At 71.5% G+C, this 22,176-nt stretch carries 18 protein-coding genes; 12 read left to right on the top strand and 6 right to left on the bottom strand.

Going from position 1 to position 22,176, the window contains the following annotated elements:
• Nucleotides 1-50: 50 nt before the first annotated feature.
• On the top strand, nt 51-1,340 hold the full coding sequence (locus FHU34_RS09665) for a DUF2314 domain-containing protein (protein WP_145779640.1): 1,290 nt from the start codon (nt 51-53) through the stop codon (nt 1,338-1,340).
• 82 nt (nt 1,341-1,422) lie between these two features.
• Here FHU34_RS09665 and gcvT read toward each other — a convergent pair whose 3' ends face one another.
• Nucleotides 1,423-2,553, bottom strand: a complete 1,131-nt coding sequence (gene gcvT / locus FHU34_RS09660; protein ID WP_145779639.1) for a glycine cleavage system aminomethyltransferase GcvT — start codon at nt 2,551-2,553, stop codon at nt 1,423-1,425.
• A gap of 162 nt (nt 2,554-2,715) precedes the next feature.
• On the opposite strand from gcvT, the gene FHU34_RS09655 reads away from it, so the two are divergent.
• The gene (locus FHU34_RS09655; RefSeq protein ID WP_145779638.1) at nt 2,716-4,290 is read left to right on the top strand and encodes a leucyl aminopeptidase; all 1,575 of its coding nucleotides are present in this window, start codon (nt 2,716-2,718) and stop codon (nt 4,288-4,290) included.
• A gap of 44 nt (nt 4,291-4,334) precedes the next feature.
• Here FHU34_RS09655 and FHU34_RS09650 read toward each other — a convergent pair whose 3' ends face one another.
• On the bottom strand, nt 4,335-4,664 hold the full coding sequence (locus tag FHU34_RS09650) for a hypothetical protein (protein WP_145785515.1): 330 nt from the start codon (nt 4,662-4,664) through the stop codon (nt 4,335-4,337).
• 178 nt (nt 4,665-4,842) lie between these two features.
• Here FHU34_RS09650 and lpdA point away from each other — a divergent pair, with 178 nt between their 5' ends.
• Nucleotides 4,843-6,234, top strand: a complete 1,392-nt coding sequence (gene lpdA / locus FHU34_RS09645; RefSeq protein ID WP_145779637.1) for a dihydrolipoyl dehydrogenase — start codon at nt 4,843-4,845, stop codon at nt 6,232-6,234.
• A gap of 64 nt (nt 6,235-6,298) precedes the next feature.
• Nucleotides 6,299-8,134 (top strand): 2-oxoglutarate dehydrogenase, E2 component, dihydrolipoamide succinyltransferase, encoded by a 1,836-nt coding sequence (gene sucB, locus FHU34_RS09640; RefSeq protein ID WP_145779636.1) that lies wholly within the window; start codon nt 6,299-6,301, stop codon nt 8,132-8,134.
• Between the two features lie 62 nt (nt 8,135-8,196).
• On the opposite strand, the gene FHU34_RS09635 is transcribed toward sucB, so the two are convergent.
• Nucleotides 8,197-9,132, bottom strand: coding sequence for an SDR family NAD(P)-dependent oxidoreductase (locus tag FHU34_RS09635; RefSeq protein WP_145779635.1), 936 nt, complete (start codon nt 9,130-9,132; stop codon nt 8,197-8,199).
• A 154-nt stretch (nt 9,133-9,286) separates the two neighbouring features.
• Between FHU34_RS09635 and FHU34_RS09630 the strand changes: the two genes are divergently transcribed.
• Together FHU34_RS09630 and FHU34_RS09625 are read left to right on the top strand one after the other, a co-directional pair.
• Nucleotides 9,287-10,624: a low temperature requirement protein A gene (locus FHU34_RS09630; protein WP_145779634.1), complete on the top strand. Its 1,338-nt coding sequence runs from the start codon at nt 9,287-9,289 to the stop codon at nt 10,622-10,624.
• A gap of 127 nt (nt 10,625-10,751) precedes the next feature.
• On the top strand, nt 10,752-11,231 hold the full coding sequence (locus tag FHU34_RS09625) for a hemerythrin domain-containing protein (protein ID WP_244311600.1): 480 nt from the start codon (nt 10,752-10,754) through the stop codon (nt 11,229-11,231).
• 37 nt (nt 11,232-11,268) lie between these two features.
• On the opposite strand, the gene FHU34_RS09620 is transcribed toward FHU34_RS09625, so the two are convergent.
• Nucleotides 11,269-11,643 carry a MerR family transcriptional regulator gene (locus tag FHU34_RS09620; protein WP_145779633.1) on the bottom strand — a complete coding sequence of 125 codons (375 nt, stop codon included), beginning with the start codon at nt 11,641-11,643 and terminating at the stop codon, nt 11,269-11,271.
• 56 nt (nt 11,644-11,699) lie between these two features.
• On the opposite strand from FHU34_RS09620, the gene FHU34_RS09615 reads away from it, so the two are divergent.
• Both FHU34_RS09615 and FHU34_RS09610 read left to right on the top strand, forming a co-directional pair.
• Nucleotides 11,700-12,689 carry an aldo/keto reductase gene (locus tag FHU34_RS09615; RefSeq protein WP_145779632.1) on the top strand — a complete coding sequence of 330 codons (990 nt, stop codon included), beginning with the start codon at nt 11,700-11,702 and terminating at the stop codon, nt 12,687-12,689.
• A gap of 45 nt (nt 12,690-12,734) precedes the next feature.
• A complete protein-coding gene (locus FHU34_RS09610) occupies nt 12,735-13,634 on the top strand; it encodes a TIGR01777 family oxidoreductase (RefSeq protein ID WP_145779631.1) in 900 nt (299 codons plus the stop codon).
• 82 nt (nt 13,635-13,716) lie between these two features.
• Here FHU34_RS09610 and FHU34_RS09605 read toward each other — a convergent pair whose 3' ends face one another.
• Nucleotides 13,717-14,952 (bottom strand): extracellular catalytic domain type 1 short-chain-length polyhydroxyalkanoate depolymerase, encoded by a 1,236-nt coding sequence (locus FHU34_RS09605; protein ID WP_145785513.1) that lies wholly within the window; start codon nt 14,950-14,952, stop codon nt 13,717-13,719.
• Nucleotides 14,953-15,165: 213 nt separating this feature from the next.
• Here FHU34_RS09605 and FHU34_RS09600 point away from each other — a divergent pair, with 213 nt between their 5' ends.
• Nucleotides 15,166-16,998, top strand: a complete 1,833-nt coding sequence (locus tag FHU34_RS09600; protein WP_145779630.1) for a DUF6311 domain-containing protein — start codon at nt 15,166-15,168, stop codon at nt 16,996-16,998.
• 81 nt (nt 16,999-17,079) lie between these two features.
• The gene (lipB, locus tag FHU34_RS09595; RefSeq protein ID WP_145779629.1) at nt 17,080-17,721 is read left to right on the top strand and encodes a lipoyl(octanoyl) transferase LipB; all 642 of its coding nucleotides are present in this window, start codon (nt 17,080-17,082) and stop codon (nt 17,719-17,721) included.
• Nucleotides 17,722-17,741: 20 nt separating this feature from the next.
• Here lipB and aspS read toward each other — a convergent pair whose 3' ends face one another.
• Nucleotides 17,742-19,028 carry an aspartate--tRNA(Asn) ligase gene (aspS, locus tag FHU34_RS09590; RefSeq protein WP_145779628.1) on the bottom strand — a complete coding sequence of 429 codons (1,287 nt, stop codon included), beginning with the start codon at nt 19,026-19,028 and terminating at the stop codon, nt 17,742-17,744.
• 445 nt (nt 19,029-19,473) lie between these two features.
• Here aspS and lipA point away from each other — a divergent pair, with 445 nt between their 5' ends.
• Nucleotides 19,474-20,469 carry a lipoyl synthase gene (lipA, locus tag FHU34_RS09585; protein ID WP_145779627.1) on the top strand — a complete coding sequence of 332 codons (996 nt, stop codon included), beginning with the start codon at nt 19,474-19,476 and terminating at the stop codon, nt 20,467-20,469.
• Nucleotides 20,470-20,522: 53 nt separating this feature from the next.
• The gene (locus FHU34_RS09580) at nt 20,523-22,172 is read left to right on the top strand and encodes a hypothetical protein (RefSeq protein WP_145779626.1); all 1,650 of its coding nucleotides are present in this window, start codon (nt 20,523-20,525) and stop codon (nt 22,170-22,172) included.
• Nucleotides 22,173-22,176: the final 4 nt, after the last annotated feature.

Below are 22,176 nucleotides of genomic sequence, written 5' to 3'. Positions count from 1 at the left end.
CCGGGTAGCGTTCGGCTCGACAGCACCGGCACGGCCACCGGGGGAACCCCATGCTCATCACTGACGACTTCCTGCCCGTACCGGTGCCGGAGTCGCTCAGCGCGACCTACCTGGTGCCGATGACGGGGCTGCCGAAGGTCAGCGCGAAGACCGCGGTGGCGGCGCTGACCGGCCGACTGGCCGAGCCGGTGCACGGGTTGGCCCGGCAGATGCTCGACAGCCCGCTGATGAGCGTCGACACCCGGCCGATCAGCGAGTTCCCCGAGCTGCCGCCGGACCTGCTCACCGCGTTCGGCGCCACCGAGGAGCAGTTGGCCCGCCTGGCCGCGGCGACCCACCTGGTGGTCGTCCAGGCCGAGTACCGGCCGGGTTGGCCACCAGCGCACGAGTGGGCGGCCCGTGCGGTCGCGGCCGCCGTGGCGGAATCCCACGACGGCGACGTGGTGGACGTCTTCGGTCTGCAGTTCCTCGACCCGGCGACCGCGTTGCGCTCGCTCCCCGACGAGCAGGGCCGGATCCGGCTGGTCGACTGGGTGCTGGTGCCGTACTCGTCCGACACCGAGGGGTTGTGGTTCACCACCAAGGGCCTGCGGCGCTTCGGGTTGCTGGAGTTGCAGACCCAGGGGGTTCCGGACCACCTCACCCGCGCCTGGGGTGCGGTGATGACCGGGGCGGCCCGCCGACTGCTGCGGGACTGGACCGACGGGCTCACCGGCGAGGAGGTTCCGGCGTTCGTGCAGTTGCCGGTGCTCGCCACCGTCACCGGGCATGACATCGCTGTGGCGTACGGCAACCCGGAACAGCACGGCGCGACCGCACCGGTGCTGCTGCGCCTGGAGCTGGACCCGGCGACCGACCCGGAGGCCGACTCGTTCCTCAGCCTGCGCCCGCCGGCCGGTCACCCGGGCCCGGACGGGCGCTACTACGCGGCCGCCTGCGCGACCCTGTTCTCCGGGATCCAGCCGGACGTGCGTTACGCCCGGTCGGGTGACGCGATGAGTCAGGCGGTCGCCACCGCCCGTGCCGCGCTGGGTGACGCGCGCGCCCGGTTCGTCGCCGGACAGCTGCCCGCCGAGTCGCAGTTGGTGGTCAAGTACGGCCTGCCCGGCGATGACGGCCCGGAGTACGTATGGGCGGGCGTGACCTCCTGGGAGGTGCCGGAACGGATCGTCGGCGTGAGCGCCAGCGACGCCAACACCGACCAGAGCGTCCGCATCGGCGCCCCCGTGGTGGTGGAGGCGACCGACGTCGTCGACTGGGCGGTCCTGGACGCCACCGGCGTCATCCAGGGCGGCTGGACCCAAGCGGTCCTGGACTCCGGCGAACCCCCCACCCCCTGACCCGTTGCCCGGTGATCAAGAGGTTTACGTCAGAATTCCGTCCGAATCTGACGCAAAGCTCTTGATCACCAGGGCAGGGGTGCTAGCGCACCGAGGGGTTCACGAAGGGGGGCTTGGTCAGCTTCAGGGGCGCTCGGCGGCCCCGGATGTCGATCTCGACCTCGTCGCCGTCGGTCAGGTTGGCGTCGGTGTCCACGAGGGCCAGCGCGATGCCCTGCTTGCGGGTCGGCGAGAAGGTGCCACTGGTCACCTCGCCGACCTGCCGGTCACCGACGTGCAGGGTCATCCCCGGCCGCGGAATGGCCCGGTCAACGGCCACCAGGCCGCGCAGCGTACGCCGGGGGCCGGCGGCCTTCTCGGCGAGCAGCGCGTCGCGGCCCCAGAAGGCCGGCTTGCCCCAACCGACCGCCCAACCGGAGCGGGCCTGCACCGGGCTGATGTCCAGCGACAGATCCTGCCCGTGCAGCGGGTAGCCCATCTCGGTACGCAGCGTGTCCCGGGCGGCCAGGCCGCAGGCGCGCAGCTCGAACGAGGCACCGGCGGCGAAGAGCGCATCCCAGACGGCCACCGCGTGCTCGGCCGGCACCACCAGCTCGTAGCCCAGCTCACCCGTGTAGCCGGTACGGCAGACGGTCAGCTCCACCCCGGCCAGGCTCGCGGCGGAGAAGCTCATGTAGTCGTGCTCGGTGGGCAGGCCGAGGGCGGCCAGCAACTCCGCCGAGCGGGGGCCCTGCACGGCCAGCACGGCGTACGCCTCGTGCTCGTCGGTGACGGTGACCTGCGCGGGCGCGGCGGCGCGCAACCGGCGCACCACCTCGGCGGTGTTCGCGGCGTTCGGGATGAGGAAGACGTGGTCGTCGGCGTACAGGTAGGCGATGATGTCGTCCACGACGCCGCCGGTGGCGTCGTCGCAGCAGAGCGTGTACTGCGCCCGGCCGGGGCCGATCCGGCCCAGGTCGTTGCTCAGGCAGGCGTTGACGAAGTCGGCCGCGCCGGGCCCGGTCACCCGGGCCTTGCCCAGGTGCGACACGTCGAAGACCCCGACCGCCGTCCGGACCGCTGTGTGCTCCTTGAGCACGCCACCGCCGGCGTACTCCAGCGGCATCTCCCAACCGCCGAAGGGTGCGAACTTGGCGCCGGCGGCGGTGTGCCGCTCGTGCAGCGGGGAACGTCGCAGCCGGGTCGCGGCGGCGGCGGAGGTCACGTCGGTCATGGGTGGCAACTTACCGGGGACAACGTGGCTGGTTAGCATCGGCGGGAGCCCGCTGACGCTGTCGGCGGGACAACCATCACGTCCGGCGGGTAGGTTCCGCCGGAGACCTTCACCGCCGGTACGCGACGCCGCGACCGGCCCGGCCCGCCCGGAGTAGCTTCAGTGACATCACCCCGCACCACCAACCTGAGCCTGGTCGACACCGACCCGGCCGAGCTCGCCGTCGACGCGATCGTCATCGGCCTGCACAGCCAGACCGGAGAGCAGGACGCCACCAGCGGCCTCGCCGGCACCCTGCTGCTCGCCAGTGGCGCGGAGAGCATCGCCGCCGCGTTCGACGGCAAGCTGACCGAGACCCTCGCGCTGCTCGGCGCGACGGGTGGGCCGGGTGAGGTCGTCAAGCTGGCCACGTTGGGCACCGTGACCGCCCCGCTGGTCGTCGCGGTCGGGCTCGGTCCGGAGCCGTCGGGCGCCGCCCCGGCCCCGGAGACGCTGCGTCGGGCCGCCGGCGCGGCGGTGCGGGCCCTGGCCGGCGCGCCGAAGGTCGCCCTGGCCCTGCCGCTGCCGGACGACGCGGACGCGACGGCGGAGCTGCGCGCGGTCGCCGAGGGCGCGCTGCTCGGCGGGTACCGGTTCGCCGGTTACAAGACCCGACCCCAGCCGACCCGGCGGGAGCCGGTGGCCGAGGTGCTCATCGCGGTGCCGGACGCCGGCGACGCGGGCGCCCAGGCGGAGGTCACCCGGGCCGAGGCGGTGGCGGGCGCGGTCCGCACCAGCCGGGACTGGGTGAACACCGCGCCGAACGAGCTGCGTCCGCCGTCGTTCGCCGACGCGGTCGCCGACGCCGCCCGTGCGGCGGGTCTCGACGTCGAGGTGCTGGACGAGGCGGCGCTCGTCGCCGGCGGGTATGGCGGCATCGTCGCGGTCGGGCAGGGCTCGGAGGCTCCGCCGCGGCTGGTGAAGCTCACCTACACCCCGCAGAGCGGTGGCAACGGCAAGCGGGTCGCGCTGGTCGGCAAGGGCATCACCTTCGACACCGGCGGCATCTCGATCAAGCCGGCGCAGGGCATGTGGGAGATGAAGTCCGACATGGCGGGTGCCGCCGCGGTCGGCGCGGCCATGCTGGCGATCGCCGCGCTGAAGCCGTCGGTGGCGGTCAGCGCCTACCTGCCGATGGCCGAGAACATGCCGTCGGGCACCAGCTACCGCCCGGGCGACGTGATCACGATGTTCAACGGCAAGCGGGTCGAGGTGCTCAACACCGACGCCGAGGGCCGCATGGTGCTGGGCGACGCCATGGCCCGCGCCTGCGCCGACGGCACCGACTACCTGTTCGAGACCTCCACCCTGACCGGTGGTCAGGTCATCGCGCTGGGTAAGCGGATGGCCGGCGTGATGGGCACCCCGGAGCTGTGCGAGCGGGTCCAGACGGTCGGGGACGCGGTCGGCGAGCCGGCCTGGCCGATGCCGCTGCCGGATGACGTGCGTAAGGGCATGGAGTCCGACGTGGCGGACATCTCGCAGGTCAACGCCGGGATGGACCGGGCCGGTCACATGCTGCAGGGCGGCGTGTTCCTGCGCGAGTTCGTCACCGACGACGTGGCCTGGGCGCACATCGACATCGCCGGGCCGGGCTACCACTCCGGTGAGCCGACCGGCTACTGGACCAAGGGCGGCACCGGCGTCCCGGTCCGCACCCTGGTGCAGCTCGTCGAGGACGTCGCCACCAACGGCTGACCGAACGCGAAGGGGCCCCCTACCCGGGGGCCCCTTCGCGTTTCTCAGTACCGCTCGGGGCGACGTTTGCGGCGCTCGTTGAAGTCGCGCATTCGCTGCGGGTAGCCCATCAGTCGCACGTCGTACACCGGGATGCCCATCCGGTACGCGAAGCGCCGTGCGCCGTCCGGACCGTCGATGCGCCGGCGGGTCCACTCTCCGTCATCGGCGATCAGGATGACAGTGGTCTCGGTCACCGTCGTCCTGGGCTCGATGAACGCCTCGACACCGCGCCGACTCCGGATGAAGTTCTCCAGATGGTCCAGATCGCCGCGGTCGGCGGCACGGTCATGGCTCGGCACAGCCGTCTGTTTGCGGCGCCGGAACAACCCCACCGGTCTCTCCCCCAGCTTTACGTCATCGACAACGGTGCCAAGGGTACGTGTCGATGACGTGTCGTTGGGCACCTCGGTACGCACCCTGTGCCCAGTGGTGACAAGATGACCGAGGTGGGGTGTGTCCGTGTTACAACCCCGTGACCCCCGATGCAGCGACGCGACCTGGGAGTTGGACGTGAGCGAGCCGAACGAAGCGACCTTCGACATCGTCATTCTCGGAGGTGGCAGCGGCGGCTACGCGACCGCGCTGCGCGCCGTCCAGCTGGGCCTGAAGGTCGCGCTGGTCGAGAAGGGCAAGCTCGGCGGGACCTGCCTGCACAACGGCTGCATCCCGACGAAGGCCCTGCTGCACGCCGCCGAGATCGCCGACCAGACCCGTGAGTCGGAGCAGTTCGGTGTGAAGGCCGAGCTGGTCGGCATCGACATGGCCGGGGTCAACTCGTACAAGGACGGCGTGATCGCCCGCCTGTACAAGGGCCTGCAGGGCATGTTGAAGGGCAACAAGTCGATCACCATCGTCGAGGGCCACGGCAAGCTGGTCGGCAAGAACGTGGTCGAGGTGGACGGCAAGCGTTACACCGGCCGCAACATCGTGCTGGCCTCCGGCTCGTACGCGAAGAGCCTGCCCGGCCTGGACGTCGACGGCGAGCGGATCATCACGAGCGACCACGCGCTCACCCTGGACCGGATCCCCTCGTCGGCGATCGTGCTCGGTGGTGGCGTGATCGGCGTCGAGTTCGCCAGCGTGTGGAAGTCCTTCGGCGTGGACGTGACGATCGTCGAGGCGCTGCCCCGACTGGTCGCCGCCGAGGACGAGGAGTCGTCGAAGGCGCTGGAGCGGGCGTTCCGCAAGCGGAAGATCAACTTCAAGGTCGGCAAGCCGTTCGAGAAGGTCGAGAAGACCGACAACGGCGTCAAGCTGACCATCCAGGGCGGCGAGACCGTCGAGGCCGAGCTGCTGCTGGTCGCCGTCGGTCGCGGTCCGAGCACCGCCAACCTCGGGTACGAGGAGCAGGGCGTCAAGATGGACCGCGGCTACGTGCTGACCGACGAGCGGCTGCGCACCAGCGTGCCGAACGTCTACGCGGTCGGCGACATCGTGCCCGGCCTCCAGCTCGCGCACCGGGGCTTCCAGCAGGGCATCTTCGTGGCCGAGGAGATCGCCGGGCAGACCCCCGCCGTGATCGACGAGGTGGGCATCCCGCGCGTCACCTACTGCGACCCGGAGCTGGCGTCGGTGGGCCTGACCGAGGCGAAGGCCAAGGAGCAGTACGGCGCCGACAAGGTCAAGTCGTACAACTACAACCTGGGCGGCAACGGCAAGAGCCAGATCCTCAAGACCACCGGCTTCGTGAAGCTGGTCCGGGTGGAGGACGGCCCGGTGGTCGGCGTACACATGGTCGGCGCCCGGGTCGGTGAGCTGATCGGTGAGGCTCAGCTCATCTACAACTGGGAGGCCTACCCGGCCGAGGTCGCCCAGCTCGTGCACGCCCACCCGACCCAGAACGAGGCCCTGGGCGAGGCGCACCTGGCCCTCGCCGGCAAGCCGCTGCACGCGCACGCCTGACAATCAACCGCGGCGTCCGGCGACGGGCGAAGATCCCACCAGGGGAATGAAGGAGTCTCAGAAAATGCCGGTATCGGTCACCATGCCCCGGCTCGGCGAGAGCGTCACCGAGGGCACCGTCACTCGCTGGCTCAAGCAGGAGGGCGACACGGTCGAGGTCGACGAGCCCCTGCTCGAGGTCTCGACCGACAAGGTCGACACCGAGATCCCGTCGCCCGCGGCGGGCGTGCTGAGCCGGATCGTGGTCGGCGAGGACGAGACCGCCGAGGTCGGCAGCGAACTCGCTGTCATCGCCGGTGAGGGCGAGTCCGCCGGCGGCGGCGAGGCCGCCCCGCAGGAGCAGGCCCCGGCCGAGGCGGTCGAGCCGGCCGCCGAGCCGACGGCCGCCGCCGAGGGCACCGCCGACCAGGTGGCCCAGGACGAGGCCCCGGCCGAGGCGCCGGCTCCGGCCGCCGCCTCGTCGGGCGAGGGCACCGCGGTGAAGATGCCGGCCCTGGGCGAGAGCGTCACCGAGGGCACTGTCACCCGCTGGCTCAAGCAGGTCGGCGAGACCATCGAGGTCGACGAGCCACTGCTGGAGGTCTCCACCGACAAGGTGGACACCGAGATCCCGTCGCCGGTCGCCGGCACGGTGCTGGAGATCAAGGTCGCCGAGGACGAGACCGCCGCTGTCGGCGCCGACCTGGCGATCATCGGCGCGGCCGGCGGGGCTCCCGCGCAGGCGAAGCCCGAGCCGAAGCCCGAGCCCCAGGCGGAGGCCAAGCCGGCGCCGAAGGCCGAGCCGAAGCCGGAGCCGAAGGTCCAGGAGCCGACGCCGGGCGCCTCGTACAACGAGCCGGCCGCGGAGACGGAGAGCTCGGCGCAGCCGGCGAAGACCGAGCAGGCCGCGCAGCCGGCCGCGCCGACCTCGACGCCGCCGCGCCCGTCCGCCCCCGCTCAGGGTGGCGGCGAGGACGCCGCCGGGTACGTCACCCCGCTGGTGCGCAAGCTCGCCGCCGAGCACGGTGTGGACCTGTCCGCGCTCAACGGCACCGGTGTCGGTGGCCGGATCCGCAAGCAGGACGTGCTGGAGGCTGCCGAGAAGGCGAAGGCCGCTCCCGCTCCCGCCGCCGCACCGGCTGCCGCTCCTTCGGCGGCTGCTGCCAAGCCGGCCGTCAAGCCGGAGCCCAGCGCGAAGCGGGGCACCACGGAGAAGCTGCCGCGGATCCGGGCGACCATCGCCAAGCGGATGCAGCAGTCGCTGCACGAGACGGCGCAGCTGACCACTGTCGTCGAGGTCGACGTCACCAAGGTCGCCAAGCTGCGGACGAAGGCCAAGGACTCGTTCCAGGCCAAGCACGGCGTGAAGCTGTCCTTCCTGCCGTTCTTCGCCCTCGCCGCCATCGAGGCGCTGCAGACCCACCCGATCATCCAGGCCAGCATGGACCTGGAGGGTGGCACGATCACCTACCCGGCTGCCGAGCACCTCGGCATCGCCGTGGACACCGAGCGCGGTCTGCTCGTGCCGGTCATCCACAACGCCGGTGACCTCAACATGGGCGGCATCGCCAAGCGGATCGCCGACCTGGCCGAGCGCACCCGGGCCAACAAGATCACCCCGGACGAGATGGCCGGGGCGACCTTCACGCTGACCAACACCGGCAGCCGGGGTGCCCTCTTCGACACCCCGATCGTGCCGTCGCCGCAGTCGGCGATGCTCGGCACGGGTGCCGTGGTGAAGCGGCCGGTAGTGGTGAACGACCCGGAGCTGGGCGAGGTCATCGCGGTCCGGTCGATGGTCTACCTGGCCATGTCGTACGACCACCGGCTGATCGACGGTGCCGACGCGGCCCGCTTCCTGACCGCGGTCAAGGAGCGGCTGGAGGGCGGCAACTTCGAGTCGGAGCTGGGCCTGGCCTGATCCGTCTGCACGCCGAAAGGGCGCCCCGGTCGACGACCGGGGCGCCCTCTCCGTTTCCGGCCTCAGCTCTTGAGCAGGGCGGTCGAGACCTGCCAGAGTCGCTCGGCGGCCTCCGGGTCCAGCGCGTAGTCGGCGACCCCGGTTCGCTGGCCCGGCTGGGCGGGGGCGGCCTCCTGGCAGTCCTCGAAGTAGCGCCCGCCCACCTCGTCGAGCAGTGGTGACGCGGCGACCAGGACGGAGGTGGCGGCACCCTGCTCAACGGTCTTCCAGGCCGCCGCGTTGCCCGACCGCATCCGGTCCAGTTCCTCCTTGCTCACGTAGCGCTGCAGGTTGGTCTGGATCGCGCCGGGCATCAGCGAGTTGGTGTAGATGCCGTCGTCGGACCAGCGCCGGGTCGCTTCCACGGCGAACAGCACGTTTGCCGTCTTGGACTGCCCGTACGCCTGCCACGGCTCGTACTCCCGGTTGTCGTACTGGATGTCCTCGAAGACCACCGGTGAGCGCAGGTGGGCGGCGGAGCTGACCGAGACGATCCGGGCCCCGTCACCGGCCGCGAGTGCCGGGCGGAGCCCGTTGGCGAGCGCGAAGTGCCCCAGGTGGTTGGTGGCGAACTGCATCTCCCAGCCCTGCGGTGTACGGGACAAGGGCGCGGCCATGATGCCGGCGTTGTTGACCAGGATGTGCAGCGGGCCGTCCCAGTTGGCGACGAAGTCGGCGATCGAACCCTGGTCGGCGAGGTCGAGCGGGGCGACCAGGACCCGGTCGTTGCCGGTGGTGCCGGTGATGTCGTCGGCGGCCTTCTGACCGGCGTCGGGATTGCGGACAGCCAGGGTGACCTCCGCTCCGGCGCTGGCCAGAGCACGGGCGGTTTCCACGCCGATGCCGGACGACCCACCGGTCACGATCGCCCGGCGCCGGACGAGGTCGACGCCCTTGATCACGTCCATGGCGGTGGAGTGATGGGTGAACGAGGTGGTGATCGGCTTGTTCGTGGTCATGATCCATCCTTGTCCGGGGTGGGTGGGACCGACCGGCCCGCTGGCGTAGGCGGCAGTCCGGGTGGTTTCCCGGCCCGGGCCGGAGGTAACGCGGGTTGCCCCCGCCATCGCTGTTCGCCCCTCCGACCTGCCCGGACGCTGCCAGAGTGGGTTCGTGGGCGGTCACCGGCGGCGTGGGCAACTGGGACCGGCCGTCCCGATTGCTCCCGGTGCCCGGGTGGACAAGTTCGAGGTCTTCTTCGACCTGGTGTTCGTCTTCTCGTTCTTCATCATCACCCGGGCGACCGCCGCGAACATCTCCGGCCGGCAACTGCTGCACGCCGGCCTGGTGCTCGCCGTGCTCTGGTGGATCTGGGTGGTGCACAGCCTGGTCGCCACCCGGGTCCGGCTCGGCGAGGGCTACGTCCCGGTGCTCATGGTGATCGCGATGGTCGCCCTGTTCGCGTTCGCGTTGGCGCTGCCGCAGGCGTTCAGCGACCCGAAGGGCAGCGCGGCGGGCCCGATGCTGGTCGCCATCAGCTACGTGGTGGTCCGGGCCGTCCACATGATCCTCTACCAGCATGTGGTGCGGGACAGCCCGCAGGAACGCCGGCAACTGCGGCGCTTCGCCCCGGAGTTGGCGGTGAGCATCGTGCTGCTGCTGGCCGCCGCGCTGATCCCGCCACAGATCGCCGACCCGGACGATGCCGCCATGGTCCGCGACGGGCTGTGGATCACCGTGGTGGTGGTGCAGTACGCCACCGGCTTCATCGTCGGCACCTGGGGCTGGGGGGTGACCAGCGCCGAACACTGGACGGAGCGCTACGACCTCATCCTGATCATCGCGCTGGGCGAGTCGATCATCTCCACTGGAGTGGGCGGCAACCTGCTCGGCAAGCCGGTGACCTGGCCGGCGGTGGCCGCCGCCGCGCTCGGCATCGTGATCACCGCCGCCCTCTGGTGGGCGCACTTCGACTTCATCGGACCGGCCGCCCGGATCGCCCTGCACGCGGCCGAGGGCGCACCCCGGGTGGCGATGGCCCGCGACGCGTACGCGTATCTCTACCTGCTGATGATCGCCGGCGTGATCCTCTTCTCCATCGGCAACGAGGAGATCCTGCACAAGATCACCGACCCGGCCGGTGGGATCGCCGAAGCGGTCGACGGTCCGGCGGTGCCGATGCTCTTCGGTGGGTTGATCTGTTATTTCGCGGTCAACCTGGCGTTCCAGCTGCGCACCCTGCACACCGTCAGCTGGACCCGGGTCGGCGTCATTGTGGCGCTCACGGCGGCGCTCCCGATCGGTCAGCACCTGCCGGCGCTGGGCACGCTCACCCTCGCGGCAGTGATCTGTGTGGGTCTGGTGGCGGTGGAGGTGTTGGTGATGTCGCAGTCCCGGCACGCGCTGCGGTCCGCTGTCTTTCAGGAACGGACCACCCACGAGGCACACGAGGCCGCCTGGCGTGCGCGTTGGCACGACGTCCCGGAGAGCGACGAGCCGACGGCTCCCTGAGCGGCGGACCCCGGTGACAGGGCGGCACCGGCCCGTCCGGTCGGGATAGACTCCGGCGCAGCGTCGCGGTGTACCCGGCACGAAGGCCGCCGTGGACATGGAGGCGCGGGGACAGCATGGGACCAACGTGCACCCAACCGGTTCACCGGCCGACCGGCTCGCCGCCGTCGGCAATCAGATGATCGAGATCCACCTCTGGCTCAGCGCGGAACTGGCCCGTCTCACGGCAGACCTCGACACCCCGTCCCGGGATCTGCGGGCGCACTGCCTGGCCTTCTGCACCGCGCTCGGACGACACCACACGGGTGAGGACGCTGGCGCGTTCCGGCTGCTGGCCGAGCAGGTCCCCGAACTGCGTCCGGTGATCGCGAACCTGATCACCGACCACGAGGTGGTGGCGGGCATCCTGGAGCGGGTCGAGGCGTTACTGGCCGGCGACGTCGCCGTGCCGGTCGACCAGGTACGCGGTGAGCTGGACGGGTTGGCTGCCCTGCTCCAGTCGCACTTCCGCTACGAGGAGAAGCGGCTGGTCAACGCTCTGAACGCGCTCACCGGTCGACCCGGGACAGCCGAGGAACTGCTCGGCCTGACCGCACCGCCCGGCTGAGCCGTGATCGACTCCGGCCGGCCGGTCTCAGCGACCGTCATGACGACGACGGACCGGGCAGCCGCTCGTAGTAGCGGATCTTCTCCCGGAGGTGCTCGTACTGGCGCTGGAGCAGGTCCATCTGCTCCTCGACCCGTACCGCGTGGTGTTGCAGCAGCTCACAACGCTCGTCGGCGGTGTGTTCACCCTCGCGGGCCAGTTGCGCGTAGCGGCGCATCTGCGCGATCGGCATGCCGGTGTCGCGCAGGCAACGGAACAGCTCCAGCCAGCCGAGGTCGTCGTCGGTGAAGACCCGCTGCCCACCCGCCGTCCGATCCACGTCGGCGAGCAGGCCGATCTTCTCGTAGTACCGCAGGGTGTCCAGGCTGAAGCCGCTGCGGCGGGCGGCCTCCGAGGGGGCGTAACCGCTCATGTCGCGAGATGGTAGCGCTTGACCTGGAGCGCGCTCCAGGTTGGAGGCTGGTCCGCATGACGACGACACGAACGTTGGGACGCAGCGGCATCACGGTGAGCGCGATCGGGATGGGGTGCTGGGCCATCGGTGGCCCCCTCTGGGGTGAGGACCGGCAGCCGTTCGGCTGGGGCGACGTCGACGACGACGAGTCCATCCGCACCATCCACCGCGCGCTCGACCTCGGGGTGACCCTGTTCGACACGGCCAGCAACTACGGCGCGGGGCACAGCGAACGGATCCTCGGACGGGCAGTGGCCGGCCGACGGGACGACGTGGTGATCGCCACGAAGTTCGGCAACGTCAGCGAGGAGGCCACCCGGCGGGCGCTCGGCACCGACGCCAGCCCGGCCTTCGCGGTACGCAGCCTGGAAGACTCGCTACGCCGGCTCGGCACCGACCACGTCGATCTCTACCAACTGCACATCAACGCGCTGCCGGTGCCCGCCGCGCTCGATCTGGTCGACACCCTGGAGGCCCTGGTCGACCAGGGCAAGATCCGGGCGTACGGCTGGAGCACCGACGACCCGGCCTCGGCGGCGGCGTTCGCGACCGCCGGCCCGCACTGTGCCGCCATCCAGCACGATGAGTCGGTGCTGCGGGACAACGCGGCGGTGCTGGCGGTCTGCGACACCCACGACCTGGCCAGCCTCAACCGTGGGCCGCTGGCGATGGGGTTGCTCACCGGGTCGACCCGGGCGGTCGGGGCGGACGACGTACGCGGTCGGGCACCGGAGTGGCTGGAGTGGTTCACCGACGGTCGGCCGACGCCACGCTGGGCGACACGGGTCGAGCAGGTCCGCGCGGCGCTCACCGCCGACGGTCGGACGCTCGCGCAGGGCGCGCTGGGCTGGCTGCTGGCGCGCAGCCCGCGTACGGTGCCGATCCCTGGCCTGCGCACGGTGGCGCAGGCCGACGAGAACCTGGCCACCCTGGCGCTCGGGCCGCTCGACGCCGAGGCGTACGCCGAGGTGGAGCGTCTCCTGGCCGACCTGCGCCACGCCTGACCCCACCCCGCATCCACCGGCGGCGTTCTGGACGAAGATGGGGGTATGCGGATCCTTCTGGCCGGCGCGTCCGGCTTCCTCGGCACCCGGCTGGCCGATCGCCTGACCGCCGACGGACACCAGCTCACCCGGCTGGTCCGGCGGCCGCCGCGTACCCCCGACGAACGGCAGTGGAACCCGTCCGCCGGGCAGCTCGACCCGGTTGCGGTCGCCGAGGCGGACGCGGTGGTCAACCTGGCCGGCGCGGGCGTGGGCGACAAGCGCTGGAACGACGATTACCGGCGGCTGATCCGTACCAGCCGGGTGGACAGCACCACCACGCTGGCGACCACCGTCGCCGGGCTGCCCGCCGACGACCGCCCCCGGGTGTTGCTCAACTCCTCGGCCGTCGGGTGGTACGGCAACACCGGCGACCGGGTGGTCGAGGAGGACGCGCCGGCCGGTGAGGGCTTCCTGGCCGACGTCTGCCGGGTGTGGGAGGCCGCGACCCGACCGGCCGAGGACGCCGGGGTACGCGTCGTGCGCCTGCGTACCGGCCTGCCGCTGCACCGCGACGGTGGTCTGCTCAAGCCGCAGTTGCTGCCGTTCAAGCTGGGCATCGCCGGCCGGCTGGGTAGCGGCCGGCAGTGGCTGCCGTGGATCTCGATGGAGGACTGGCTGGACGCGACCCGCTTCCTGCTGGACCACGACGAGATCTCCGGCCCGGTCAACGTGGTGGGGCCGAACCCGGTGACGAACGCCGAGTTCACCCGCGAGCTGGCCCGACAGCTGCACCGACCGGCGATCGTGCCGATTCCCGCGCTGGCGCTCAAGGTGGCCCTCGGCGGCTTCGCCCACGAGGCCCTCACCAGCACCAGAGTCCTCCCGAGCGTCCTCACCCGAGCCGGCTACCCGTACCACCACCCCACTCTCCCCACCGCCCTGACCGCAGCCCTGAAGGGCTGACCAGCGCGTTGATCAAGAGGTTTGCGTCATCCGGTAGCCGGAATCTGACGCAAACCTCTTGATCAACGTGGCGCGGGAGGGGTCAGCAGCCGATCACCCAGTAGTTGGGGGCGGTCTGCTTGAGGGCGCTGGTGTAGAAGGTGTTGTACAGACCCATCCGCTGGTTGGAACCGTTGGCGTAGGCGTAGCCACCGGACTGGTACGCCCGGCCGGCCGTCACGTGCGCGTAGTTGCTGGCCGTCACGCAGGTCGCCGGCACGGTCGGGGTCGGCGTCGGGGTCGGCGTGACCGTCGGGGTCGGCGTCGGGGTGACCGTCGGCGTGGGGGTCGGGGTGGTGCCGCCGCCGTTCAGACCGAAGAAGAGCGCGTCCCGGTACGTCGAGCAGATGGTGTCCAGGAAGTAGGCGGCGGCGGTGCCGCACTGGTCCGCACCGGAGCCCGGGTCGACCGGGGTGCCGTGGCCCATTCCGGAGACCCGGTAGAGGCGAACGTCGTCGTTGCCGTACACCTCGAGGGTCGTATTGCCGGGCAGCGACGACGTGCTGCTCGGGGTCTGCGAGACCCCGCGCACGTTGGTCCACTGGTCGCGGGACTCGGTGCCGTTGAGCGGGGTGACAGTGGTGTCCGAGGTGCCGTGCCAGATGGCCACCCGGGGACGCGGGCCGGTGTAGCCGGAGTACGCGCCGCGCACCAGGTCGCCCCAGGCGGCCGGGGTCTTGTCCGCGCCCGGGTTCATGCAGCTGAACGCGTTGACCATGCTGGTGGCGCAGCGGTACGGGATGCCCGCGATGATCGACCCTGCGGCGAAGACGTCCGGGTAGGTGGCGAGCATGACGGCGCTCATCGCCCCGCCCGCGGAGAGACCGCTGACGTAGACCCGGGAGCCGTTCACGCCGAAGTTGGTCTTGGCGTGGTCGACCATCTGCTTGATGGACAGTGCCTCACCCTGACCTCGGGTGGTGTCACCGGCCTCGAAAAAGTTGAAGCAGGAGTTGGCGTTGTTGCCGGAGGGCTGCTGGGCGACGATCAGTGTGAACTTCCACTGGTCGGCGTACTTCTGCCAGCCCGAGTTGGAGAAGTATCCGGAGGCGTTCTGGACGCAACCGTGCAGGAGGACGACGGCCGGGGAGTTGGCCGGCAGGTTGTCCGGTCGGTAGGCGTACATCGCGAGGTTGCCCGGGTTGGAGCCGAACCCGGTGACCTGGGTGAGGGTGGCGGCCTGGGCGGGTGCGGCGATGGCGAACACACCGGCCAGGGCCAGGGAGAGCCCGGCGACCGCGCCGATCAGCCGGGTGAGGATGGACGAGGAGCGGCGCACGGCAGCCTCCTGGAAGGGGCGGACTGTGAACTGGGTCACGGTCGAATTGCCGAGACGTTACGACGATGTGTCACCGCTATGACATGGGGCACACTCACACATTTACGGCGACCGCTGTGTACGCCGAACCAGCGACCGCCGGACCGGAAGGGGAACCCACCACAACCGCCGGTCTGACCGGCCTGTCCAGGTCCGGTTGGTAACGTCCGCTGCGTGCCGTCCTCCCCGTCGCTGGCCACCGGGCCCGCCCCAGCGTCACCGCCGCGCGTCGTCCGGGATCGCCGGGCCGACCTGATCGTCGTGTTGGTGGCGCTCGCGCTCGCCGTCTGGGTGACGAGTGGCCTGTGGCGGGACCCGAACACCCGCACCATCACCGTCAACTCCAGCGACCAGGCTCTCTTCGAGTGGTTGCTGGCCTTCGGCGGGCACGCGGTCACCCACGGGGACAACCCGCTCTTCACCTACCTGATCAACGTCCCGGACGGCGTGAACCTCGCTGTCAACACCTCGATCACGGTGTACGCGGTGGTGTTCGCCCCGCTCACGTACCTCATCGGGCCGCCGGCGACGTTCCTCGTGATCCTCACCCTGAACCTGTTCGCCACCGCGCTGGTCTGGTACTGGTTCCTCTCCCGGCACCTGGTCCGCAGCCGGCTGGCCGCCGGGATCGGCGCCCTGTTCATCGCCTACTCCCCCGGCATGGTGTCGCACGCCAACGCCCACCTCAACTGGACCGCCGGCTGGCTGGTGCCGCTGCTGATCTGGCGGCTGTTCGCGCTGCGCCGGGCAGGGCACTGGCTCCGCGACGGGGTGATCCTCGGCGTGCTGGTCGCGGTGGCCTTCTCGATCGCCGCCGAAGGGCTCTTCTTCACCGCGCTGGCGCTCGGGGTGTTCGTCGCCGTCTGGGCGCTGCACCCGGCCAACCGCGCCGAGGCACGCGCCGTGCTGCCCACCTTCCTGCGCGGGCTCGGGGTGACCGCAGTGATCGCCGGCGTGCTGCTGTCGTACCCGCTGTGGTTGCACTTCGCCGGGCCGCAACGGTTCCACGGCACAGGTTTCGACCCGGTGATCCACTCCGAGGACATCGCGGCGTTCGCCGCCTTCCCGCGCCGCTCGCTGGCCGGCGAGGCGGGGCTCGGCACCTCGCTCGCACCGAACCCGACGGAGGAGAACTCCTTCTTCGGCGTCCCGCTGCTGGTGCTCACCGTGATCTGCTTCGTCGCGCTCTGGCGACGGGCCGACGCGAGCCGCCGGGCCACCCTCTGGGCGCTGGGCGCCCTCGCGCTGATCTTCTCGGTGCTCTCCTTCGGCCCGGTCGCCAAGGTCGACGGGCGCCGCACCGACCTGCCCATGCCGTTCGACGTGCTCGGTCAGCTTCCGGTGGTGAACGCCGCGCTGCCCGCCCGGCTGGCGCTGATCGTCGCACCGGTCATCGGGCTGGTGCTGGCGTACGCCGTCGACCAGTTGCGCGCCGCGCCACCCCGATACCGCCCCACGGAGCTGGCCTGGGTGATCGGGTTCGCGGCGGCCCTGGTGCCGTTGCTGCCCACCCCGCTGCTGACCGACGAGCGGGAACCGATCCCCCGGTTCATCACCTCCGGCACCTGGCGGGAGTACGTCTCACCGGACGGGGTGCTCACCCCGGTGCCGCTGGCCGTCGACATCTACCCGGACGGCCAGCGCTGGCAGGCGTACGCGTTGTCGCACCGGCAGGGCGAGTTCGCCATTCCGGGCGGCTTCTTCCTCGGCCCCGGAGGGCCGGACGGGCGTGGCCGGATCGGCCCGATCCCGCGCACCCTGAGCGCCCTGATGGACCAGGCCGGTCGCACCGGCCTGGTGCCGATCATCACCGACGGGACCATCCGGGAGGTCCAGTCGGACCTGCGGCACTGGCACATCGAGACGGTGGTGCTCGCCGACCAGGTGCACGGCGCGAAGTTCGAGGTCGACGAGGAGGCGCTGCGGCGTACCGGCACCGCTCTGTTCGGCGAGCCGCAACGGGTCGACGACGTCTGGCTCTGGCGCATCCCGCCCACCGACCGGTGACCCGTCGACTCCCGGTGTGATCATCCCTGGTGAGGCGGCTCACCAGGGATGATCGCCCTCGACGGGACTAGGCTGGTTGCCGTGACAACGACGACCCCCGGCCTGACGGCCGTCCGTGCCGGTCTGCTCGACTACCAGGCCGCCTGGGACGAGCAGCGGAGCCTGCACGAGTCGGTGGTGGCTGGCGAGCGCGGCGACACAGTGCTGCTGCTGGAGCACCCGAGCGTCTACACAGCGGGCAAGCGCACCGAACCGTGGGACCGACCCATGGACGGCACTCCGGTCGTCGACGTGGACCGTGGCGGCAAGATCACCTGGCATGGGCCGGGGCAGCTGGTCGGTTACCCGATCCTGCGCCTGCCCGACCCGGTGGACGTGGTCGCCTACGTGCGCCGAACGGAAGAGCTGCTCATCGACGTGTGCGCAGAGTTCGGGCTGACCGCCGGCCGGGTCGAGGGGCGCAGCGGAGTCTGGGTGCCCGCTGACGACCGGGGGCCGGCCCGCAAGGTGGCCGCGATCGGCATCCGGGTGGCCCGGGGTGTCACCCTGCACGGCTTCTCGATCAACTGCGACTGCGACCTGACGTACTTCGACCGGATCGTGCCGTGTGGCATCCGGGACGCGGGCGTCACCTCGCTCACCGCCGAGCTGGGCCGGCCGATCAGCGTCGCCGACGTGCTGCCGGTGGTCGAGCGCCGGCTGTCCACACTGATCGAGGTCTGAGCGGACAGCCGGCGCACTGCCTACGGGGTCAGCCGGTGCAGGTCACGCGGGAACGCGGTGACCTCCCGGATGTTCGCCGCGCCGACCAGGCGGGCGACGAAGCGTTCCAGGCCGATGGCGAAGCCACCGTGCGGCGGCATGCCGTGCCGGAACGCGTCCAGATATCCGGCGTACGGTTCGGTCGGCTCGCCCCGGGCCGCCAACGCCGCCAGGTAGTCGGCGTGCCGGTGCAACCGCTGCCCACCGGTGACCAGCTCCAGACCACGGAAGAGCAGGTCGAACCCGTTCGAGTACGCGGGCCGCGCCGGGTCGGGGTGGGTGTAGAACGGTCGCTTCGCCATCGGGTAGCCGGTGACGAAGAGGAAGTCCGACCCGTGTTCGCGGCGGGCCCACTCGCCCAGCGCCCGTTCGTGGGCGGGCGCGAGGTCCGGCTCGTCGGCGGGCGCGCCGGCGATCGCCAGCGCCTCGGTGAAGTGCACCGCCGGGATCTCCGCCGGCACGACCGGCACGTCGACGCCGAGTGTGGTCAGCGCGCCCCCGGCCCGCTCGCCGACCGTGTCCAGCATCCCGGCCACTGTTTCGCGTAGCACCCGCATCACGTCCCGGTGGTCGGCGACGAAGCCCAGCTCCGCGTCGAGCGACGTGTACTGCGCGAGGTGCCGGACGGTGTCGTGCGGCTCGGCCCGGAAGACCGGCCCCACCTCGTAGACGCGTTCGAAGACACCGACCATCAGTTGCTTGTAGAACTGCGGTGACTGGGCCAGGTACGCGGGCCCGCCGAACCAGTCCAGCGCGAAGACGTTCGCCCCGCTCTCGGTGGAGGAGCTGACGACCTTCGGGGTGTGGATCTCCACGAACTGCTGGGCGTCGAGGGCGGCGCGGAACCCGGCCACCGCCGCCGCCGAGATCCGCAGCGCGGACGACCGGGTGGGGTGTCGCAACGCGGTCGGGGCGTTGTCCAGCTGGGTGGGCAGGCTCGCGGTGAGCGCCGGCCGGTACAGGTCGAACGGTGGTGGCACGGCGGGCGGCCCGAGTGGTCGTACCGCCGGGTCGGTCAGCTCGACCCCGGCGGGCGCGGTGTCGTTCGCGGTGACCGTCGCGGTGACCTCGACGACCGTCTCCTCGGTGAGTTTCTCCAGGTCGGCGCGGACGGCCGGGTCGGTGACGACCACCTGGGCCAGGCCGGCGGCGTCCCGCACGATCAGGAAGGCCACCGACTTGAGCAGTCGGCGGCGGTGCACCCAGCCGGCGATACGCACGGTCTCGCCGATCCGGGCGGGCAGGTGGTGGGACAGGGTTCTCTGCATGGCGTGCTGCTCCTCGGTCGATCGCCACGCCGTCGCCGCCCTGAGGAAGCGATGCGTCGCGTCAGCCCCAGGGAGGTGTGGGCGAGCGGGATCCTCGCGGTGCCACCACACCTTCACCCCCGCCGGAGCGGGGGCCTCGTTCGTCGCCTGGTGACCGGGGCCAGCCGGGCGGGCTCTACTAGGCGTTTCGGCCGTTCTGCCCGCAGCTCGGGAGGGTCTTCACGCACCGGCGCCAGACCGCCTCTCAGCACCGGCGGCTCTCTGCACTGGCGGGTCGGGGCGCTACTCGGCTCCGTCGTCGCTGTTGGCGGAGACCGTAGCACCCGAAACCCTCTCGTGTGACGCCCATTTTCGACATGCCGGTGTCCGGCGTCACAACATCTGCGGCGTGACGCCGGTCGCCCGACGCACATAGACACCCGCCGTCCGGCGTAGGCTCGTTTTCGTGACGATCGAGCACTCCGCGCCGACGACCGGCCAGGCAGCGCGTACCGCAACGGCGGCCCCCGAGGGGCGGCGCCTGCTGCGGATCGAGGCGCGCAACGCCGAGACGCCGATCGAGCGCAAACCGCCATGGATCAAGGTCAAGGCCAAGATGGGGCCGGAGTACACCCAGCTGCGCGGGCTCGTCTCGCGCGAAGGGCTGCACACCGTCTGCCAGGAGGCCGGCTGCCCCAACATCTACGAGTGCTGGGAAGACCGGGAAGCCACCTTCCTCATCGGTGGTGACCAGTGCACCCGGCGCTGCGACTTCTGCCAGATCGACACCGGCAAGCCGGCCGAGTTCGACGCCGACGAGCCGCGTCGCGTGGCCGAGTCGGTGGTGTCGATGGGCCTGCGGTACGCGACCATCACCGGCGTCGCCCGCGACGACCTGCCCGACGGCGGCGCGTGGCTGTACGCCGAGACCGTCCGGCAGATCCACGCCCTCCAGCCCGGCTGCGGCGTCGAGCTGCTGATCCCGGACTTCAACGCCGTCCCCGAGCAGCTGGCCGAGGTCTTCGGTTCCCGCCCGGAGGTGCTGGCCCACAACGTGGAGACCGTGCCGCGCATCTTCAAGCGCATCCGCCCGGCGTTCCGCTACGACCGTTCGCTGGACGTGATCCGGCAGGCCCGCGCCGACGGCCTGGTCACCAAGAGCAACCTCATCCTGGGCATGGGCGAGGAGCGGGCCGAGGTCTCGCAGGCGCTGCGCGACCTGCACGACGCCGGCTGTGAGCTGATCACCATCACCCAGTACCTGCGCCCCTCCCCCCGGCACCACCCGGTGACCCGTTGGGTCAAGCCCGAGGAGTTCGTCGAGCTGCGCGAGGAGGCCGAGGAGATCGGCTTCGCCGGGGTGATGAGCGGGCCGCTGGTGCGTTCGTCGTACCGGGCCGGCCGGCTCTACCAGCAGGCCATCGACGCCCGCGCCGCCGCGTCGGTCGTCACCGCCGGCTGACCCACCGGCAGCGCCGCACGGACCGTGCGGCGCCCGGGTGTCATGATCGTGCGATGACCACCGGGGTACGCGAGCAGCCGCGCGACGCAGGTCGTCCGCGACCCGTCGCGCGCCTCGGACCGGCCGGCTGGCTCACCGCGTTGGTGCTGCTCGCCGGGGTGGGTTACCGGCTCTGGCTGCTGGCTCACGCGACGCCGCCGACGAACAGCGACGAGGCCACCATGGGGCTGGCCGCGCTGCACATCGCCAGAGGCGAGGGCTTCCCGGTCTGGTTCTACGGCCAGCAGTACATGGGCACGCTGGAGGCGTACCTGGCCGCGCCGGTGTTCGCACTGGCCGGTGGGCCGTCGCTGGTCGGTTTGCGACTGCCCACGCTGGCGCTGTACGCGGTGTTCCTGCTGCTGGCCTGGCGGTTGACGATGCGGCTGACCGGGGACCGGTGGTTCGGGCTGCTGGTGGTGGCGTTGCTGGCGCTCGGCTCCGACCGGATCGTCAAGAACCAGCTCATCGCCGGCGGTGGGTACCCCGAGATGAACGCGGCCGGCGTGGCGCTGGCCGTACTGGCTGTGGACCTGGCCACCGGCCGGCCGGGTCGGCGACTGGCCCGCTGGGCGGCGTGGGGTTTCCTGGCCGGCCTGATGCTCTGGGTCGACCCACTCGTGCTCCCGTACGTGGTGGCGACCGGTGCGGTGCTCGTCGGGTTCCGCCGGCGGGAGCTGCGGGGTGCGGCCGGGGCGCTGCTCGGGGCGGCCGCCGTGCTGGGGGCGGCCCCGCTGCTGTTGCACAGCCTTCTGAACGGACGCAATCCGCTGCACGCGGTGCTCGCCGCGAGCGGCGCCAACGCCACCGCCGGCTGGGCCGAGCGGTTGCACGGCGGACTGCTGCTCGGCCCGTCGCTGGGGATGGGCTTCTGCGACCCCGGGCGATGCGCCACCTGGCAACTCTGGTGGGCGCTCGCCCTGCCGCTGCTGCTGGCCCTCGGCGCGGTCAGCGCCTGGCGGGCACTGCGCTCGCCCGCCCCGCCGGAGTCGGCGGGCTCCGCCGGCGCTGCGGAGTCTGGTGTGTCGGCCCGGGTGGCGGCGGCGGTCCGGCTGGCGCTCGTGCTGGCCGCGGTGGCCACTGTGGGCGCGTACACAGTGAGCAGTTCCGCCGGCCTGACCCCGGTGGAGAGTTCCCGCTACCTGTCCTGCCTGCTCATCTCCCTGCCGGCGCTGCTCTGGCCGGTGTGGACGGTGGCCCGGGACGGGCTTCGTCAGGTGGCGGGCGGCCGGCGCGGTGTGCGCACGACGCTGGCCCGTTCGGTCGCGGTGGTGTTGCTGGTCGCCACAGTGGGCACCGCCGCACACGCCACCTGGCGGGCAGCGCAGACCGCACCGGCGACCCGGGCCGCCGAGGCCCGGCACGCCGAGTTGGTCGGCACCCTGCGTCAGCTCGGCGTCCGACACGTACGCGCCGGCTACTGGACCTGCAACCGGCTCACCTTCGCCAGCGCGGAGCAGGTGGTCTGCGCGGTCGTCGACGACGAGCTGCGCCCCGGCTTCGACCGCTACCCCGCATACCGGCGGGAGGTGGACGAGGCGGCAGCGCCGGCCTGGGTCGCACCGGCCGGATCGCCGCTGGCGGACGTGCTGGACGAGCGCCAGCGCGCGGGCGACCTGGACCTGGTCACGATCGACGGCTGGCGGATCTACCTGCCCCGGTGATCAG

Origin of the sequence: Micromonospora taraxaci, from assembly GCF_007830095.1 — a bacterium.
In the GTDB taxonomy this organism is placed as follows: Bacteria; Actinomycetota; Actinomycetes; order Mycobacteriales; family Micromonosporaceae; genus Micromonospora; species Micromonospora taraxaci.
Note: the sequence above shows the minus strand (reverse complement) of the source record. Positions and strands in the feature narration are given on the sequence as shown.

Excerpts from the sequence above, each read along its gene's own strand:
- aspS (WP_145779628.1), bottom strand. The coding sequence starts at position 19,028 with ATGCAGAGAACCCTGTCCCACCACCTGCCCGCCCGGATCGGCGAGACC.
- FHU34_RS09580 (WP_145779626.1), top strand. The coding sequence starts at position 20,523 with ATGACCACCGGGGTACGCGAGCAGCCGCGCGACGCAGGTCGTCCGCGA.
- FHU34_RS09620 (WP_145779633.1), bottom strand. The coding sequence starts at position 11,643 with ATGAGCGGTTACGCCCCCTCGGAGGCCGCCCGCCGCAGCGGCTTCAGC.
- gcvT (WP_145779639.1), bottom strand. The coding sequence starts at position 2,553 with ATGACCGACGTGACCTCCGCCGCCGCCGCGACCCGGCTGCGACGTTCC.
- FHU34_RS09615 (WP_145779632.1), top strand. The coding sequence starts at position 11,700 with ATGACGACGACACGAACGTTGGGACGCAGCGGCATCACGGTGAGCGCG.
- FHU34_RS09635 (WP_145779635.1), bottom strand. The coding sequence starts at position 9,132 with ATGACCACGAACAAGCCGATCACCACCTCGTTCACCCATCACTCCACC.
- sucB (WP_145779636.1), top strand. The coding sequence starts at position 6,299 with ATGCCGGTATCGGTCACCATGCCCCGGCTCGGCGAGAGCGTCACCGAG.
- FHU34_RS09665 (WP_145779640.1), top strand. The coding sequence starts at position 51 with ATGCTCATCACTGACGACTTCCTGCCCGTACCGGTGCCGGAGTCGCTC.
- FHU34_RS09610 (WP_145779631.1), top strand. The coding sequence starts at position 12,735 with ATGCGGATCCTTCTGGCCGGCGCGTCCGGCTTCCTCGGCACCCGGCTG.